General features: G+C 37.3%; 16 protein-coding genes and 5 pseudogenes. 20 read left to right on the forward strand and 1 reads right to left on the reverse strand.

From position 1 onward, the window contains the following. Window positions 1-119: 119 nt before the first annotated feature. The 4 genes from hflX to glnA all read left to right on the forward strand — a co-directional run bounded on the left by hflX (window position 120) and on the right by glnA (window position 4575). The gene (gene hflX, locus AC07VD_RS09905; protein ID WP_029317828.1) at window positions 120-1382 is read left to right on the forward strand and encodes a GTPase HflX; all 1263 of its coding nucleotides are present in this window, start codon (window positions 120-122) and stop codon (window positions 1380-1382) included. A 17-nt stretch (window positions 1383-1399) separates the two neighbouring features. Beyond that, on the forward strand, window positions 1400-2665 hold the full coding sequence (locus AC07VD_RS09910; protein ID WP_029317829.1) for a methionine gamma-lyase family protein: 1266 nt from the start codon (window positions 1400-1402) through the stop codon (window positions 2663-2665). 109 nt (window positions 2666-2774) lie between these two features. Then, on the forward strand, window positions 2775-3182 hold the full coding sequence (glnR, locus tag AC07VD_RS09915; protein WP_003238341.1) for a transcriptional repressor GlnR: 408 nt from the start codon (window positions 2775-2777) through the stop codon (window positions 3180-3182). 58 nt (window positions 3183-3240) lie between these two features. Further along, window positions 3241-4575: a type I glutamate--ammonia ligase gene (gene glnA / locus AC07VD_RS09920; RefSeq protein WP_003231737.1), complete on the forward strand. Its 1335-nt coding sequence runs from the start codon at window positions 3241-3243 to the stop codon at window positions 4573-4575. Window positions 4576-4864: 289 nt separating this feature from the next. Here the strand turns inward: glnA and AC07VD_RS09925 are convergent, their stop codons facing one another. After that, window positions 4865-5455 carry a site-specific integrase gene (locus AC07VD_RS09925; RefSeq protein WP_494721722.1) on the reverse strand — a complete coding sequence of 197 codons (591 nt, stop codon included), beginning with the start codon at window positions 5453-5455 and terminating at the stop codon, window positions 4865-4867. Between AC07VD_RS09925 and AC07VD_RS09930 the strand changes: the two are divergent. The 16 genes and pseudogenes from AC07VD_RS09930 to AC07VD_RS10005 all read left to right on the forward strand — a co-directional run. Further along, window positions 5442-6197: pseudogene (locus AC07VD_RS09930) on the forward strand (replicative DNA helicase); the annotation flags it as partial. The gene AC07VD_RS09925 and the pseudogene AC07VD_RS09930 sit on opposite strands and share 14 nt — an antisense overlap. Continuing rightward, entirely contained in the window at window positions 6187-6393 is a 207-nt protein-coding gene (locus AC07VD_RS09935; RefSeq protein WP_229150158.1) for a hypothetical protein, read from the forward strand. The pseudogene AC07VD_RS09930 and the gene AC07VD_RS09935, both read left to right, overlap by 11 nt. 4 nt (window positions 6394-6397) lie before the next feature. Beyond that, the gene (locus AC07VD_RS09940; RefSeq protein ID WP_494721723.1) at window positions 6398-6598 is read left to right on the forward strand and encodes an XtrA/YqaO family protein; all 201 of its coding nucleotides are present in this window, start codon (window positions 6398-6400) and stop codon (window positions 6596-6598) included. Beyond that, window positions 6595-7413, forward strand: coding sequence for a hypothetical protein (locus AC07VD_RS09945; protein WP_494721724.1), 819 nt, complete (start codon window positions 6595-6597; stop codon window positions 7411-7413). The genes AC07VD_RS09940 and AC07VD_RS09945 overlap by 4 nt, the downstream gene beginning before the upstream one ends. A 108-nt stretch (window positions 7414-7521) precedes the next feature. Continuing rightward, window positions 7522-8001: an ArpU family phage packaging/lysis transcriptional regulator gene (locus AC07VD_RS09950; protein WP_494721725.1), complete on the forward strand. Its 480-nt coding sequence runs from the start codon at window positions 7522-7524 to the stop codon at window positions 7999-8001. A 1440-nt stretch (window positions 8002-9441) separates the two neighbouring features. Then, window positions 9442-10071 (forward strand): DUF2971 domain-containing protein, encoded by a 630-nt coding sequence (locus AC07VD_RS09955; protein ID WP_494721726.1) that lies wholly within the window; start codon window positions 9442-9444, stop codon window positions 10069-10071. 207 nt (window positions 10072-10278) lie between these two features. Then, the gene (locus tag AC07VD_RS09960) at window positions 10279-10617 is read left to right on the forward strand and encodes a hypothetical protein (RefSeq protein ID WP_229147561.1); all 339 of its coding nucleotides are present in this window, start codon (window positions 10279-10281) and stop codon (window positions 10615-10617) included. 61 nt (window positions 10618-10678) lie between these two features. Further along, a complete protein-coding gene (locus AC07VD_RS09965) occupies window positions 10679-11428 on the forward strand; it encodes a hypothetical protein (RefSeq protein ID WP_494721727.1) in 750 nt (249 codons plus the stop codon). Between the two features lie 108 nt (window positions 11429-11536). After that, on the forward strand, window positions 11537-11746 hold the full coding sequence (locus tag AC07VD_RS09970; protein WP_494721728.1) for a DUF8602 domain-containing protein: 210 nt from the start codon (window positions 11537-11539) through the stop codon (window positions 11744-11746). 164 nt (window positions 11747-11910) lie between these two features. After that, on the forward strand, window positions 11911-12501 hold the full coding sequence (locus AC07VD_RS09975) for a hypothetical protein (RefSeq protein ID WP_494721729.1): 591 nt from the start codon (window positions 11911-11913) through the stop codon (window positions 12499-12501). Between the two features lie 176 nt (window positions 12502-12677). After that, window positions 12678-13502, forward strand: coding sequence for a hypothetical protein (locus AC07VD_RS09980; RefSeq protein WP_494721730.1), 825 nt, complete (start codon window positions 12678-12680; stop codon window positions 13500-13502). A 151-nt stretch (window positions 13503-13653) separates the two neighbouring features. Further along, window positions 13654-13970: pseudogene (locus tag AC07VD_RS09985) on the forward strand (DUF8602 domain-containing protein). A gap of 226 nt (window positions 13971-14196) precedes the next feature. Beyond that, a pseudogene (locus AC07VD_RS09990) lies at window positions 14197-14711 on the forward strand (phage terminase small subunit P27 family). After that, window positions 14708-14926 (forward strand): annotated as a pseudogene (locus AC07VD_RS09995) (terminase large subunit); the annotation flags it as partial. The pseudogenes AC07VD_RS09990 and AC07VD_RS09995, both read left to right, overlap by 4 nt. Before the next feature lie 13 nt (window positions 14927-14939). Continuing rightward, window positions 14940-15138, forward strand: a pseudogene (locus AC07VD_RS10000) (peptidoglycan-binding domain-containing protein); the annotation flags it as partial. A 341-nt stretch (window positions 15139-15479) separates the two neighbouring features. Further along, on the forward strand, window positions 15480-16334 hold the full coding sequence (locus AC07VD_RS10005; protein ID WP_131227446.1) for a hypothetical protein: 855 nt from the start codon (window positions 15480-15482) through the stop codon (window positions 16332-16334). Window positions 16335-16657: the final 323 nt, after the last annotated feature.

Genomic DNA, 16657 nt, shown 5'->3' on the forward strand with positions numbered 1-16657 from the left:
TGAGAGGTCTGTTTTTTGCTCGTATTTCCGCTTTTCAAAGCAATCGATTTGTGGTATACACATGCAGGGTTTGGTATGATAATACTACTGCCCAATATGCAAAAGAAAGGAACATCCATTTGAACGAACAAGAAACGATTCAGGAGAAAGCCATTTTAGTCGGATGTCAGCTGCCGCATATCACGGATGAGCATTTTGAAAATTCTATGGAAGAGCTAGCATCTCTGACAAAAACAGCAGACGGAAAAGTACTGACCAGCGTCACACAAAAACGGAACAGGGCTGACGCCGCTACATATATAGGAAAAGGGAAGGTAGAAGAGCTGAAGGCACTGGTGGAAGAGCTTGAAGCTGATCTCCTCATCTTTAATGATGAACTGTCGCCAAGTCAGCTGAAGTCATTGGCAACAGCAATTGAAGTGAAGATGATTGACCGCACGCAATTGATATTAGATATTTTTGCAAAGCGGGCGAGAACGAGAGAAGGCAAACTTCAAATTGAGCTGGCTCAGCTGCAATATGCACTGCCGCGTCTGACGGGACAAGGGATCAATCTCTCCCGGCAAGGCGGAGGAATTGGGGCAAGAGGTCCCGGGGAAACGAAACTGGAAACCGACCGCCGCCATATCAGAAATCGCATTCATGAAATCAACACACAGCTTTCCACTGTCATTCGCCATAGAAGCCGATACCGTGAAAGAAGAAAGAAAAACGGTGTGCTTCAAATTGCGCTTGTCGGCTATACAAACGCAGGGAAATCAACATGGTTCAACCGCCTGACGAGTGCTGACAGCTATGAAGAAGATCTCCTGTTTGCCACGCTGGACCCGATGACCAGAAAAATGGTCCTGCCAAGCGGCTACAGTGTTCTTCTTTCAGATACAGTAGGATTTATTCAGGATCTTCCGACGACATTGATTGCTGCATTCCGCTCAACGCTTGAGGAAGTAAAAGAAGCGGATTTGATCCTGCATTTAATTGATTCTTCAAATGAGGATTATGCGGGACATGAAAAAACAGTGCTTGGGCTTCTCGAGGAGCTTGAAGCAGATGATATCCCGATGCTGACGGCTTACAATAAACGTGATCAAAAACTGCCTGATTTTATACCGTCCGCCGGAAGGGATCACATTATGGTCAGTGCGAAATTTGAGGACGACGCTGCAGCCTTTAAAGAAGCGATTCAGCGCTATTTGCGCCAAGAACTGTTAACGTCTTTTGAAGCACATGTGCCGGCAAGTGAAGGGAAGCTCCTTTCCAGAATCAAATCGGAAACGATGGTAGACCGCTTCTATTTTAATGAAGAAAATGAACAGTATGACATATCCGGCTATGTCCAAGAAGAGCAAAGTATCATCGGTGAATTAAAGAAGTATATGTAGGAAGGAAATATAAAGACATGTTTGACACATTAACACACGGAGAATTATTAAAGAAAACGGCAATGGAAGTGGAAGCGGACATTGCCGGCATTCATAAACAAATAGAAGAAATCAGCGAGCGAAATGAGTGGAGAGTGCTTCAAAGCTATAGAAAACACAAAGTAAGCGACACTCATTTCACGCCGTCTACTGGATACGGCTATGATGATATCGGAAGAGACACGCTTGAAAGCATATATGCGGATGTGTTTGGCGGAGAAGCGGGGCTTGTAAGGCCGCAAATCATTTCAGGCACACATGCCATCTCAATTGCTTTGTTCGGTGTCCTCAGACCGGGGGACGAGCTCCTTTATATAACGGGCAAGCCGTATGATACGCTAGAGGAAATTGTGGGCGTCAGGGGTGGAGAAAACGCTGGTTCGTTAAAGGATTTTCAAATCGGCTATAATGCGGTTGATCTGACGAAAGACGGAAAGATAGACTATGATGCAGTCGCCGCTGCGATCAATCCGAAGACAAAAGTAATCGGTATTCAGCGCTCAAAAGGATATGCGAATCGCCCTTCTTTCTTAATTAGTGAAATAAAAGAAATGATCCGTTTTGTAAAAGAAATCAATGAAAATCTGATCGTCTTTGTGGACAACTGTTACGGAGAATTTGTGGAAGAGCTTGAGCCTTGCCATGTCGGAGCCGACCTGATGGCGGGATCTCTCATTAAAAATCCCGGCGGCGGCCTTGCGAAAACAGGCGGCTACCTCGTCGGAAAAGCGAAATGGATTGAAGCTTGCTCATACCGTATGACGTCACCCGGCATCGGCAGAGAAGCGGGGGCATCTCTTTACTCGCTCCAAGAAATGTACCAAGGCTTCTTTTTGGCGCCTCACGTTGTGTCTCAAAGTCTAAAGGGAGCGGTGTTTACAGCGAGATTCCTTGAAAAACTCGGCTTCACTTCAAACCCGAAATGGGATGCGAAAAGAACGGATTTAATACAATCCGTTGAGTTTTCTGACAGAGAAAAGATGATTGCTTTTTGCCAGGCTATTCAATTTGCATCGCCAATCAATGCTCATGTGACGCCTTATCCAGCCTACATGCCTGGATACGAGGATGATGTCATTATGGCAGCAGGGACGTTTATTCAAGGAGCAAGCATCGAATTATCAGCTGATGGCCCTATCCGCCCGCCGTATGTAGCGTATGTTCAGGGAGGATTAACCTATTCGCATGTGAAGAATGCCATATGCAGTGCAGTGGATTCATTGATGGAAAAGCAATTAATTTAAATTTTTTAAAAATTTCTCTGGATTTGATGTTAAGAATCCTTACATCGTATTGACACATAATATAACATCACCTATAATGAAACTAAGTTAAGAAAAGGAGGAAATTGAGATGAGTGATAATATTCGCCGCTCAATGCCTTTATTTCCAATAGGAATTGTCATGCAGTTAACTGAGTTATCAGCAAGACAAATTCGATATTATGAGGAAAATGGACTGATATTTCCAGCCAGAAGTGAAGGAAATAGACGATTATTTTCATTTCATGATGTAGATAAACTGTTAGAAATCAAGCACCTGATAGAACAAGGTGTAAACATGGCAGGAATTAAACAGATTCTGGCGAAAGCCGAAGCCGAGCCAGAACAAAAACAAAACGAGAAGACGAAAAAACCAATGAAACATGATCTGTCCGATGACGAACTGAGACAGCTCCTGAAAAACGAGCTCATGCAAGCCGGCCGTTTTCAAAGAGGGAATACATTCCGTCAAGGCGACATGTCCCGCTTCTTTCATTAATCCGTTAGCAACTGTTTTGCTATATACATTTACCTTTTAAGAGGAGGAATTTTACCAAATGGCAAAGTACACTAGAGAAGATATCGAAAAATTAGTAAAAGAAGAAAACGTGAAGTATATCCGTCTTCAATTTACTGACATTCTTGGAACAATCAAGAATGTTGAGATTCCTGTAAGCCAGCTTGGAAAAGCGCTTGATAATAAAGTCATGTTTGACGGTTCTTCTATTGAGGGATTCGTTCGTATCGAAGAGTCAGACATGTACCTGTATCCAGATCTAAATACATTTGTTATCTTCCCATGGACAGCTGAAAAAGGTAAAGTAGCACGTTTCATCTGTGATATTTACAATCCGGATGGCACACCTTTCGAAGGTGACCCGCGAAACAACTTAAAACGGATTCTGAAAGAAATGGAAGACCTCGGCTTCAGTGATTTTAACCTTGGGCCTGAGCCTGAATTCTTCTTATTCAAATTGGACGAAAAAGGCGAGCCGACGCTTGAACTAAACGACAAAGGCGGGTATTTCGACTTAGCTCCAACTGATTTAGGAGAAAACTGCCGCCGCGATATCGTACTTGAGCTTGAAGAGATGGGCTTTGAAATCGAAGCGTCTCACCACGAAGTAGCACCTGGTCAGCATGAAATCGACTTTAAATATGCTGGAGCAGTCCGCTCTTGTGATGACATCCAAACATTTAAACTAGTTGTCAAAACAATTGCCCGTAAACACGGCCTGCATGCGACATTTATGCCAAAACCATTGTTCGGTGTGAACGGTTCAGGTATGCACTGCAATCTATCACTCTTCAAAAATGGTGTTAACGCATTCTTTGACGAAAACGCAGATCTTCAGTTAAGTGAAACAGCGAAGCACTTCATTGCAGGTATCGTGAAGCACGCAACAAGCTTTACAGCAGTAACAAACCCGACAGTAAACTCTTACAAACGTCTTGTTCCTGGCTATGAAGCACCTTGTTATGTAGCATGGAGCGCGCAAAACAGAAGCCCGCTTATCCGTATCCCGGCTTCTCGCGGCATCAGCACACGTGTTGAAGTACGCAGTGTAGACCCAGCTGCAAACCCATACCTTGCACTTAGCGTATTGCTTGCTGCAGGATTAGACGGAATCAAAAACAAACTGGAAGCGCCGGCTCCAATCGACCGCAACATCTATGTGATGAGCAAAGAAGAGCGCATGGAAAACGGAATCGTTGACCTTCCAGCAACACTTGCGGAAGCACTAGAAGAATTCAAATCAAACGAAGTCATGGTCAAAGCGCTGGGCGAGCACCTATTCGAACACTTCATCGAAGCAAAAGAAATCGAATGGGATATGTTCCGCACGCAAGTACATCCTTGGGAACGCGAACAGTATATGTCTCAGTATTAATCTTTCAATCCCTTGGCACTATTGGTGTCAAGGGATTTTTTGATTCGTTAACAATTTTAATAACTTAATATAAATCATAGACCACCCACAAAACACCCACAAAAAAACAATTAAAAATTACTCCAAAATAGTGGAGATATAATTTTCGTACTTATTCATTGAATCCCTATCAATCTTTTTGCTGATATGTGAGTAAATATCTGACGTAACTTGAATACTTTTATGACCCAGTCGTTCTTCTACATATTTCATTGAAGCACCTGACTCAAGGAACAAAACAGCATGTGTGTCATGAAGGGCGTGAATAGGGAGTTTCTAGACCAGCTTTATTTAGTATTCGGACAAAAGCATTATAATGTGAACCATCTTTGCGAGTGAAGACTAAGTTAAGGTCATGGTGATAGATCCCGTTAAGCTGAAGTTTATCTTTGTTTTGTCGTTTTCTAAGTTCGTGAAGTTCATTTACCAACCTTTGATCAATAGTAATAATACGCCTGGATGTATAAGTCTTAGGGTCGCCAAATAATTCATCTTTTGAAGCTGCTTTAAAATCTAGAGTTTTAGAAATTGAGCTGGTTTTATTTTTTAAATCAATATCTGACCACTGTAAAGCAGCAGTCTCGCCTTTGTGCATGCCAGTATTTCCGAGTGTTTTAAAGAAAATATAGTACATATAACCATATTCATATGCTACACGTAAAAAAAGAGGTATGTCATCGCAATTGATAAACTCCATATAGTATTCTCGTTTTTTATTTGTTTTAATCTCGATACCATAACAAGGATTTTTTTGAGCTTTCCTAATATTGCTGCTTTCTCCATTGCATTTCGCATTGTTGTGTGGATAATTTTGGTGGTTCATATAAGAATTGGTCATCATTGCCGCTCGGCCGTCTGTCGGGAAAACTGCTTTTTGCTTAAACGTTGCGGCTAATTTTATGGGTAGTGCATTAAATCAATATAGCGGCGGGGCGGTAGGGATTTTCTCTCTTGAAATGTCACGTAAGCAGCTCTTAAAAAGAATGGCTTCAATTCTCGGAAATATCAATGCAGATGCGATGCGTAGGGGAAATTTGACAGCGAATGACTGGAACAAGCTTTCACAAGCAAATGGCATTCTTGGTTCTGCTGATCTGAGAATATTTGATCGTCCAGGCGTCACAGTTAACGAAATATGGTCAAAGGCAAGAAAAATGAAACGGGAGTATGCCGGCAAAGATATCTTGATCATTATTGATTATTTGCAACTGATTACAGGATCAGCAAAATATAGGGGGAACAGAACACAAGAAATAGGCGAAATAAGTCGCATGCTCAAGCATATGGCTCGAGAGTTAGACATTTGTGTGATTGCTCTTAGTCAGCTTTCAAGAGGCGTAGAACAGCGGCAGGATAAGCGCCCAATGATGTCTGATATAAGAGAATCAGGGCAAATTGAGCAGGACGCAGATGTCATTGGGTTTCTTTATCGGGACGATTATTATGACAAGGAAAGTGAAAGTAAAAACATCATCGAAATCATCATTTCTAAACAGAGAAACGGTCCTGTTGGTACAGTTACTTTAGTATTCATTAAAGAGTACGGCTTGTTCTTAAATTTGGAGCGTAGGTATGACGGTTAGAGAATGGTATCAAGCGGCGCTTCAGTATAATTATTATTCTCTCATTCTGCTGATTGAGTTTTTAGTTTATGAGAAAAAAACGATTCAGCTCGAAGATTCGGAACAAGCACTTAATTTTTATATGCAAGAGAGATTTAAAACCAAAATGAATACTTGTTTGCTTGAATATCAAACAAAATTGAAATCGGAGAGATAAAATAATGAGAGTTGAAAATTTAATTATTAACCATAGTACTAAAAGGCTGGAGATTGATATAATGAAGTACAGGAATAACTTTGCTGTTGTGGTTGGAGATGGAAAAGCTAAGTTGATAGAGCTTCCTTCCCATGGTGAAACAAAAATTATTACACACCAAGAGAGAGTGAAGCGGATTCGAATTGATGAGGGGGAAGAATTTTGATTTTTAGCCATAAAACTATTGTTGAATTATTCGAACAAAAAGGTTTTTCTACACACAATGAAATTGAAATGTTTTGCTTAAAACATGATTTTGATATCGATTTGAGCGAACAAGTAAGTGTAAATAAAAAAATTACTAATATGATTAAGTATGTAATTTCTGAGCAAATAAGTGATGATAATTTGTTGGAAATTGCTCAAGATCTAGCTTTGGAGATATTTTCCGATGATGAAATGTTCAAAGATTCTTTAGCGCTTTTCGGTAAGAACAGGGTTTATAAAAAGGAGTTACTTAAGAATCATCTGTTACTGGACGGCTTTAATGTTCTTAAAGGAGGTTTGTTAGAAACAATAGTTAGTCGGTCAATAGGAGAACAGAAAAATGAAGTTCAGTCCCTTTTAGAAAAGTATAAATCTATCTTTGTGGATTCCTTGTTACATATCCAGAATGCGGAGAAAGCTTTTGTAAAAGCTGAATGGGGAAATGCCGCTAGTAATGCTAGAAAGTTTATTGAATCTTTAATCTTAGATATGTCTAAGTATTTAAACTTAGATAAAAAAAGTAATGGAGAAAATGACTCGCAAAATAATATGAGGCAGAAATTATCTTTAAGTAACCCACCTATTTTAACCCAGAGTAATAAGTTTTATGATAAAGAAGGGAAAGGGCTATATAATGGATACTATAATTATTTATCGCTTGTAGGTGCTCATGCTGGGCCTCATCCCGAAAAAGAAGATGTATTACTTATTTTCCAAACAGTATACCCAATTGCTCTTTATCAGCTTAACCGTTTTACTAAGACAATTATTTAATATGCAATGCTCTACCAGTTAACTGGAGATCACTGAAACAGACAGCTTTAAAAAGCAGTCTGCTTCAGTGATTTTTTTTGCTTGGAATTTATAAAAGGAGATTAAACCATGAGTCAAAAGATAATGAAATTACCTCTGATTAACGAACAAGCGACTAAATTAAAAGTTGAGAAGTTGCTGGATCAATACCGGCTTTATCTCTTACAGGTTCCAGACGATTCTTTACCAAAGATCACACCGACTTACAGCATTGTGCCGCCGAGTATTACAAATGAGTTTTATTCTTCAACAGAAGAGAATGCGATAAAGCGTCTTGATTGGGAGATTGAGCGTAACCGTTTTTTGAAAAGGATCCAAAAAGCAGTTAACCGTCTTTCGCTTAAGGAACGCCAGGTTATTGTCATGCTCTATATGCAGCAGGATGAAATGTATGATTATGAGGTATATGCCGAAATGGGATTAAGTCAGCGGAGCTTTTATCGAGTGAAAGCAAAAGCACTTTATAGGCTGGCGTTTGCTCTTAGAGAAGAGGTTTATACAAAAAAGCGTGAAAAACCAAAAAGGGTGCACAACTTTGATTTTATTTGAGAGGATTTTTCGAAAAAAAGAAGCGCGTAAAAAACCAAAAAGGGTGCACAACTTTGATTTTATTTGAGACGCTTTTTCGAAAAAAGAAGCGCGTAAAAAACCAAAAAGGGTGCACAACTCTAATTTTATTTGAGAGGATTTTTCGAAAAAAAGAAGCGCGTGAAAAACCAAAAAGGGTCACAATTTTGATTTTATTTGAGAGGCTTTTTCGAAAAAAAGAAGCGTGTGAAAAACCAAAAAAGAGTGACAAAAAATCAATTTTTTATATAATATGAGTAAAGTATTTTTTCGGGAAAAATATAAAAGGCAAGTTATTTTTTTGACTTTTTTATTCTCTTTGTTTATAAAAAAGTCAAAAAAAAACTTGTTAAACACAAGTCATTTTTGTTATCATAAGTTTATCGGTAATGGGCTTATATTTTTTGCCTATGAATTAAATTGATGAAAAATATAAAAGCCAATTTAAAAACTTTGCAACTTTTTAAAACATAAAAACTTGTTAAACACAATTTAAAACAAAAGTTTTGCAATGAGGATATTAAATTTAACATAATGATAATAGGATTTTAAAAAAGAAAAGCCACCTAGGGTTATAGATGGCTTGTAAGTAATAGTTACTGTTGTAGTCTATTTAAGATCTTTTCTGTAATTCTGTTTTCCAATTTAATGTAATGATATCTAATTAACAAGATACCAATGGCTAAATAACCAATGCTCATTTCTTTCCCGAAAATTATTAACTTTGTGTCGAATAATTTTTCGAGTAAGAGTAGAAACAATCCTTCCATATTCATTTATCATTCACCTCCAATTTCAAAGGGTTTTCACTTGGAGGACTAAATGATTCTAGCACTTTAATCAACTTAACTATAACAGTCACCCTTTCTCATGTTTTAGCACGTTACACGGCGTGCTGAACCTATTGTATGTAAACAGAGGCTGCAACCTCTGGTGATCTCAAAAAAAGTAACACGAAAATGCCCTTTTAGGGCTTTTTTTAATATTTAAGAAATGCTAAGGATGTTAACATATTATTTTCCATGTTAGCATTCTGATAGATTTATAGTCAATAAAATTCGACAAATTTTCAAAAATCTTTGTAATCGGCTAAAACTCAATGCTCGAAAAGAAATGTGTACTTTAGAGATTATGAAAGGTTCTCACCGCAACAGGGTGTTGCTGTGATTTAATTTTTTAAGGGCTTTTTAATCCTTATGCTGAGTATTTTACATGAATCATCCAACTGCTGGATGATTTTTTTGTTTTTCATACATTTTTTAAAAAAACAGGTGTGATTTGAAGATTTGGCTTAATAATAGAGAGGACAAGGGATTGTCTCAGCTCAACGAGTTGCACAGTATAAAACATATGGGTAATTCGTGGATAAATGTTACAAAATCTGTTATTCTTAATTTGAAAAAATAATAGAAGAGGTTAAAGATGGGATATAGTCACGAGCAATGGGTAAACAGAATAGCTTATAGGGCAGATATAACAGGTCACTTAACACATTTAACAAAGCCTGTTTATGATGAAAATGGGGAATTGATAAAAAAATCTATATCTGTACTGAAGAAAATTATTGAGGAAAAAACTATTTTGGGAAGCTCTACAGAGAGTGGTTTTATAGTTGGAGATAGAAGAGCAGCTTGTTTTCAAGATATGCCTGCATATGGAATTAGTCAAAATATTTTACATGAACAAAATAATAAGGATGAATTAGGAAATAAACTAAGGTATCAAGGATATGGTTTAGCGTTTACTAAACCTTACGTTTTTGAGCGGGGTGGGCGTCCTGTTATATATGAAAAGACAGAAACTGCAAAGAGATTTTTACCGAGAAACGAATATTGGAGAATAGTTAACTATGATCTTGATAATGAAGAACATATAATTGATTGGACTCATGAAAGAGAATGGCGGGTTCCAGATCAATTTAAATTCGAACTAGATGAAGCTTATATACTTGTTCCAAATCATCATTCGTACAAAAAGTTATTAGAGAGAATTGATATGGATATTTTAAAAGAAATTAAAGGTATAAGCGTTTTGGGGAGTATATTGCTTTAATTGGCACAAACTTGGCAGAATAACGGCACACCATTTTGTTTTCGGTAAGGTATTATGGTAATAGGCAATAAAACGATAAGAGCATTTCATTGGATTTATGATGAGCCAATTCTCTTTTATTCATCTAGCAGCATCAATTCTTAAACTTTGAATAAGGTGTTAAATTTAGGATGTATAAGACTATATATAAAATAGGAGGTGAATTTAATGATCATTGACCCTATTTTAATTAGCTGTTTGAACAATTATACTCATGTAGAATTAAGTGTTGAACCAGATATACCAGGAAAAGATGAACAAATTCTACATGAGATAAAAGGTCATCAGGTATTTGAAACTAAGACGGGTGCACTCTTACTCATACATTTGAAGAATCCAGAAACTAACGAAGCATATACATACAGCTATCCTGACATAACTAAAGTTGAGCTAACCAATTGGTCAGACCGTCACGATAAATGGTATATATATTCTTTAGATCGCTCAGAGTTTAAAAATGAGAATTATGAGAAGAAGATGATATATAGGTTGATCTTTAAAAAATAAACAAAAAGCATCCCTAGAGATGCTTTTTGTATTTAGTTAAAACATATTAGGGGTGAAATGATTGGCATTAGATATTAATCAAACTTTTCTGATGAATTTACGAGAAAAATTAGAGGGAAATGGTTTTACTGCGGATGATTTTAAAATCTCCACGTTAACTAATAATTATTTGAAAGCAATAACTTTGCAAATTACTTATATTTATCACAAAGATTATTACTTTTCATTTGAATTAAATCCTGATGGAGAAATGAAAAATTTGGAGTTAAGTCCCGGGAAATTATTATCCCGTGAAAAAACAAGTGGCGCTTTCAATTATGGTACTCTTTCAAGAGAAATTAATACTTGGGTTAAGAATTTAAGAAGTGAAATGGGAAATTCAGTTGTTGGAAGACAAATTAAAGATACGCAAGAAAAAATAGAAGAAATTGAAAAGATTATTGATGAAAAGTTTGAAGAAGTATCTGAGAGTTATTTTACAAAAGCTGAGGGACAAAAGCTGAAAGATAAACTTGATGAGCTTGAAGAAAAGTATTCTTCAGCCTTTGATAAATCGGAAGAACTTGAATTTGAACTAAATGCTGAAAAGGAAAAGTTGCATCAGGAAATTGAGTTGTTGAAGGACCAAGTTCAATATTTAACTAAAAAGAAATGGGCAACTGCTTTAATGGTTAAGCTAGTTAATTGGTGTGCGAGAAATCCTCAGGCGGCAAAACAGATTGGTCAATCGGCAGTAAAAACCTTACTTCCAAAAGAGATCGAAGATTCTTTACCTACAAGTTTACTTCCACCTACAGATGAGAATAATTAAAATTAATATTCAGCGTTATGAACTTACTAACATACAATTTATAAAAATCTAACATTTTTAAAAGCTCTCCTAATTGGAGAGCTTTTTTATTGTAAGTGGTCTATTATTATGCATAAGTTTTTGAAACCTTGTAATGAACCTGGATGCCCTAACCTGGTAAGAGAGGGCTATTGTAAAAAGCACAAGAGAACCAAGCTAGCCTATGACCAGTATCGTGAGTCCGCTGCTAAAAGGGGTTACGGACTGCAAGTGGAGGCAGGCGCGGCTCGGTTATCTATCAACGCGTCCGTTCTGTGTATCTTGCATGATGAAAGGTAGACGGGTGCCGGCAACAGTAGTTGAGCATATCAAGCCGCCCTTTTTGAAAGTTATTAACTCACTAGTTTCAAATGGAACCGGAGTTTATCTAAAAAGTTCGACAAATTCCGCAAATTGTTTCTTTATACATTGCTTTCACCGATAATAAGGTGGGAGGTATTAATATGAAAATTGATTCAAAAGATTTTATTTTGATTCTAGTTATACTATCTTTATTATTAGGGGATTTACTGATTTATACAGGAATCTTAAATGAATTTTTTAAAGATAAAGAAACTTTATGGGCTGGGATAATTGCTTTTGTAGGAGCTGTTGTTGGAGGTCTAATAACATACTATGGTGTAAAGATCCAAATTTATTCCAGAGAAGTTGAAGTATTTATGAGTACTGTCTCAGAAAAACTAACAAAGCTTGATAGTTTATTAGGATCATTAGGAGGTTACCTAGACTTCATAGCTGTTATTCAAGATGACCCTACTTTGCTTGAACAAACTAAGACAGTTCATATTGATGGTCATATTAATGATTTTTGTAACAGTCTACGTGAAAATTTAAAAGAAATAAATGACTTTCTGGATTATGATTCGAAATTTAAAATAAAAAAATATCTTTCATCTATGTCAATACATTTTATGGATTATGAAGATGCATGTAAAGCTGAAGATACATGCAGGAGTATTTACCTGATATTATCAGAAGAAAAACAAATTTTATACAGAAAGTATAAAAAATATAAGATCAGAAGCATCCTGTAGGATGCTTTTTCTGTAAACTGCTTCCGGTAAATCTCAAGATAGACAATTGGCGGTTAACGGCTTGAGTGCGGTGCAGTTTTGAGTGAATAAACATTCAAGAGAATCGTTCGACAAATTTCGCTGACTGTTTCTTTACAATAGATCTTATCCGATAATAGTTATGGAGGGATTATAATATGGATTTTTCATGGATAATACCAGACATACCAGAAAAGTTAAGGCCAGCTGTATTAACAGCAACAACTACGTTAATTGGAGCTTTTATAGGAGCATGTGTTGCTCAATTTTTTTCACATCGACTTACTCTAAAAAGAGAAAGAAAGCATAATCAAAGAGTAATTTATAATGAACTATATGCTCCTATTTTAACTGAGATTTATTTATATTATGATTATGTCACTGCTTTTAGAAAAGATTTATTCACCAAAGAAGTTAATGTAGATAAAATGATGAATGAAATATGTGACCATATAGGAAAGAATCTTAAATATGCATCACCTAGAATAATAAATGCTTATAATACTCTAGCTCGGTTTGATTATATGGAGGATTTATCGGGGGTGGGGAGAGAGCGTTCTAAATACGAATTAATTGTTGAAGTTCTTAATGAATTAATAAAGATAGCCCCTTATGATAAAAAGAATATCAAAGAAATCTCGAAATATAGAACATGTTACTATTTACTGCAAATTTTCGGTTTTATATTTTACGAGTATGGAAAAGCAGAGCTGTTTTTAAGTTATGATTTTAATTTCAAGAGAAAAAAACTTTACAATGATAGAACTTACAAAAGATTAAAGTTATATTACGACATTAAATATCCAAGTAATTGGGCAAAAAAGATTATTAAAAAACTGTTTATATTAAGGTATGACTCTTTTGAGGATTATTTTTTTAGTATACTAATACCTAAAGAGCATCGTTCAACAATGAAATATACTATACAGTTTATTAAAGGGGAAATTCAGGATGAGGGCAAAGCTTTGCCTGGTTACAACTAAGTTTTATTTTGGTGTTTAAATTTCAAAGACATTGTTTTTTTATTTCATTTTTTGGTATAGATATATACTCTGAAGTCTTTTCTTAACTGAAAAGACTTTTTATTTTAGGAGGTTGTACATTCGATGATTAAAGATATAGACGGGCAACTTCATGCCTCTTAGGCCGAAGAGAGTATGCGCCGCCCCTGGGTGCCCCAGCCTCACCCGTGGCCGGTACTGCGATGCACACAAAACACAGCAACCAGAAGCAACAAAACATTACAACAAACATTCAAGAAACAAAACAATAACAAGTTTTTATAAATCAACAGATTGGAAACGAACAAGAAAACTTGCTTCACTCCGGCTGACATGGTGCATCATATTGTGTAAGTAAAAGAAGATTGGGCGAAAAGATTAAACTTGGACAACCTTGTAAGCCTGTGTAACGCCTGTCACAACAAGGTTCATGGCGGAAAGGGCAAGTGACCCTCCCCCCTATCCAAATCTCTGGGAAGGAAACGTTAGGAGAACGGCGCCCCCTCTTCTGCAAACAAACACCGCTTTTCAAAGTTCTGGAAAAACAAAATACCCTCCCGGCGAAATTGCCGAGAGGGCTTGGTACGACTGGTTTTGTTGTTGATTCCATCGTATCACGATTGGTGAAAAAACAAGCAAAAAATGCAATTTTTTTGATGTGAAATGAGGTGAGAACATGCCGAGGCCTGCAAAATCCGCGACGCTCCAATTGATACAGGGCAACCCAAATAAAAAGAATATGGAAGAGCTGGCCGCCCGGGCTGAGCACGAGAAGAAAATGAAAATGCGCCCGATAATATAAAACCGCCAACGTGGTTGGATAAGGTCGGGAAAAAAGAATTCAAACGGGTTGCTGCTCTATTAACAGAAGTTGAAATCATCACGGAAGCGGACATCAGCATGTTGGCTGCCTATTGTAATGCCTATTCGCAGTATGTATCAATTTCTAAAATTATTGAAGAAGACGGGATCATGGTCCATACGGAAGCAAAAGACGAAGACGGCAACCCAATAAAGCTTGTTGGTGAAGAGCATCCGTTATTAAAGTGGCAAAAGAATTATTTTGATCAAATGAATTCAGCAGCGAATGACTTTGGCCTTACACCGTCTGCCCGGGCAAAACTTGCTATCACCCGTACCCAGGAAGAGCGGGAAAAGACGGCTGCGGAGAAGGAGTTTAAAAACGTATGAAGACAATCAAACAATTTCTCATTGATTACTCGCGCGATGTGATATCGGGTGAGATTGAGGCGTGTGAAAAACACATTTGGGCCTGCGAGCGTTTTTTAAATGATGTGAGTCGGGAAGGAACAAGGGAGTTTCCTTATGTGTTTGATGATGAAAAAGCTCGCCGGTTCCTTTACTGGATGACTCAGTTTAAACATACGAAAGGGCCTTTGCTGGGAGCTCAAAGGGGATGACGTAAGGCAGGTTCAAAAAGCGCTGGCTGCGCTTTATTTCTACCCGGATAAAAGGGGCGAAGAATAACGGTATTGATGGCGTGTATGGATCAAAAACAGCAAATGCGGTCAAACGGTTCCAATCAGTAAGTGGCCTTTCTGCTGATGGCATTTATGGACCTAAGACAAAAGCGAAAATTGAAGCGCTATTGAAATAACATAATAATCCTCCCTTGCTAATTGTGACATTACGTATCAAAAATAGCCCTTTAGTAGCTGACTTTTTTTGTTACAATAATGGAAATAGTAAGGGGGGATAATATGGCTTTACTACGCTTTATAAGTTTGTACGGAATAGCCATCATTATATTGGTGGTCATAGCGAATTTTGCTCCTTTTTTGGCGATGCCATTATACTATATTGCCGTAGCTGCATTAGTCTTTCTGATTGTTTATCTGATATATCATTATACCCGAAAAAATAGTGGGAGGAAAAAGTAAAATTGTAAAGAAATGTATATAAGAGGGCGAGGTGACTGATAAACAGGAGGAGATTATCGTGAAAAAGATATTGCTTTTTTGCCTGACTTTCTCGTTGGTATTTAGTATCTTCGGTGGAGCAGCGAGCGCAGCACCTAAACAAAAGTCACAGCAAGATATTACTGACATTAGAAATTACGTTGAAAAAACAGTTCCTTTGTTGAAATCCAGCTTAGAAAATCTACCCAAAAACTCTTCTTTGGAAAAAATCGAAAAAGTAATTTCGAATCACTACAAAAACAATCCAGCACCTAAAGCGTTTAGCAATCCAGACATATCACTTTATGATGTTTTCCCAGAAATGAAATCAGAACTAGAAAAATTCAACGGTAAAGCTTTCAATATGAACAGCTTTATGGCTGAACAAGAAAAAAGCAAATCCTATGGGGATGTGCTTACTTTTGAAACACAAAACAGTACGGTTAAGGTTTATCTAGGTGATCTGGGGGATATCCAGATACTTGAGCAAAAAACTTTAACTGACTCTCCAGACTCTAATGCAAGCGTCCAAGGCACTACAAAAACAGAAAGGACCACTGGTATTGCTTATGGACTTGGTGGACCGAAGCTCTTCACACTTTGGGCCGAAGGAAGATTTAAATATGACGGCAAAAAAGTTTGGGCTACTTATAAAGATGGCGACTATCAGCGCCACCCGATGGGGACAGCTTTGGCAATCTCTCCTAGGGTATTAGGACAAGATCGGGATGCCAGCCATGGGGGATATGCCTATAGAGAGGTTTATTCACGTATATATGTTGAATCCATTGTAGGTTTTAAATGGGCCGGCATCGTTTTAAACTCAGCTCTTGTTGAGGCGTTTATAGGGTCTACTGCAAAAGGAAGTGTTTACGGAGGCGTTAAGAAAGTGTAAAGGTAATAACCTCGCCCGAAAAGCCCGTCTCATAAGGCGGGCTTTAAATAATCCATAATTTCTTTTCTTTATCCCATGAAAGAGCGCCTTTGCGGATCAGGCTATGATATTTACTAAAAACACTTATATCAAGTCGACTAAGTTGATGACTAAAATTTGACCAAAAAATATAATTAATCATACATACCGCATTACAATTTTATACGAATGAACTGCTGATACGCATATACATTATGTATATTATCTAAAAAATCATGTTCCGCACGCAAGTACATCCTTGGAAACGCGAACAATATATGTCTCAGTATTAATCTTTCAATCCC

The organism is Bacillus sp. GW821-FHT01G09, assembly GCF_059422205.1.

Excerpts from the sequence above, each read along its gene's own strand:
- AC07VD_RS09960 (WP_229147561.1), top strand. The coding sequence starts at position 10,279 with ATGATCATTGACCCTATTTTAATTAGCTGTTTGAACAATTATACTCAT.
- glnA (WP_003231737.1), top strand. The coding sequence starts at position 3,241 with ATGGCAAAGTACACTAGAGAAGATATCGAAAAATTAGTAAAAGAAGAA.
- AC07VD_RS09980 (WP_494721730.1), top strand. The coding sequence starts at position 12,678 with ATGGATTTTTCATGGATAATACCAGACATACCAGAAAAGTTAAGGCCA.
- AC07VD_RS09970 (WP_494721728.1), top strand. The coding sequence starts at position 11,537 with ATGCATAAGTTTTTGAAACCTTGTAATGAACCTGGATGCCCTAACCTG.
- AC07VD_RS09940 (WP_494721723.1), top strand. The coding sequence starts at position 6,398 with ATGAGAGTTGAAAATTTAATTATTAACCATAGTACTAAAAGGCTGGAG.
- AC07VD_RS09910 (WP_029317829.1), top strand. The coding sequence starts at position 1,400 with ATGTTTGACACATTAACACACGGAGAATTATTAAAGAAAACGGCAATG.
- AC07VD_RS09925 (WP_494721722.1), bottom strand. The coding sequence starts at position 5,455 with ATGATGACCAATTCTTATATGAACCACCAAAATTATCCACACAACAAT.
- AC07VD_RS09955 (WP_494721726.1), top strand. The coding sequence starts at position 9,442 with ATGGGATATAGTCACGAGCAATGGGTAAACAGAATAGCTTATAGGGCA.
- glnR (WP_003238341.1), top strand. The coding sequence starts at position 2,775 with ATGAGTGATAATATTCGCCGCTCAATGCCTTTATTTCCAATAGGAATT.
- AC07VD_RS09950 (WP_494721725.1), top strand. The coding sequence starts at position 7,522 with ATGAGTCAAAAGATAATGAAATTACCTCTGATTAACGAACAAGCGACT.
- AC07VD_RS09935 (WP_229150158.1), top strand. The coding sequence starts at position 6,187 with ATGACGGTTAGAGAATGGTATCAAGCGGCGCTTCAGTATAATTATTAT.
- AC07VD_RS09975 (WP_494721729.1), top strand. The coding sequence starts at position 11,911 with ATGAAAATTGATTCAAAAGATTTTATTTTGATTCTAGTTATACTATCT.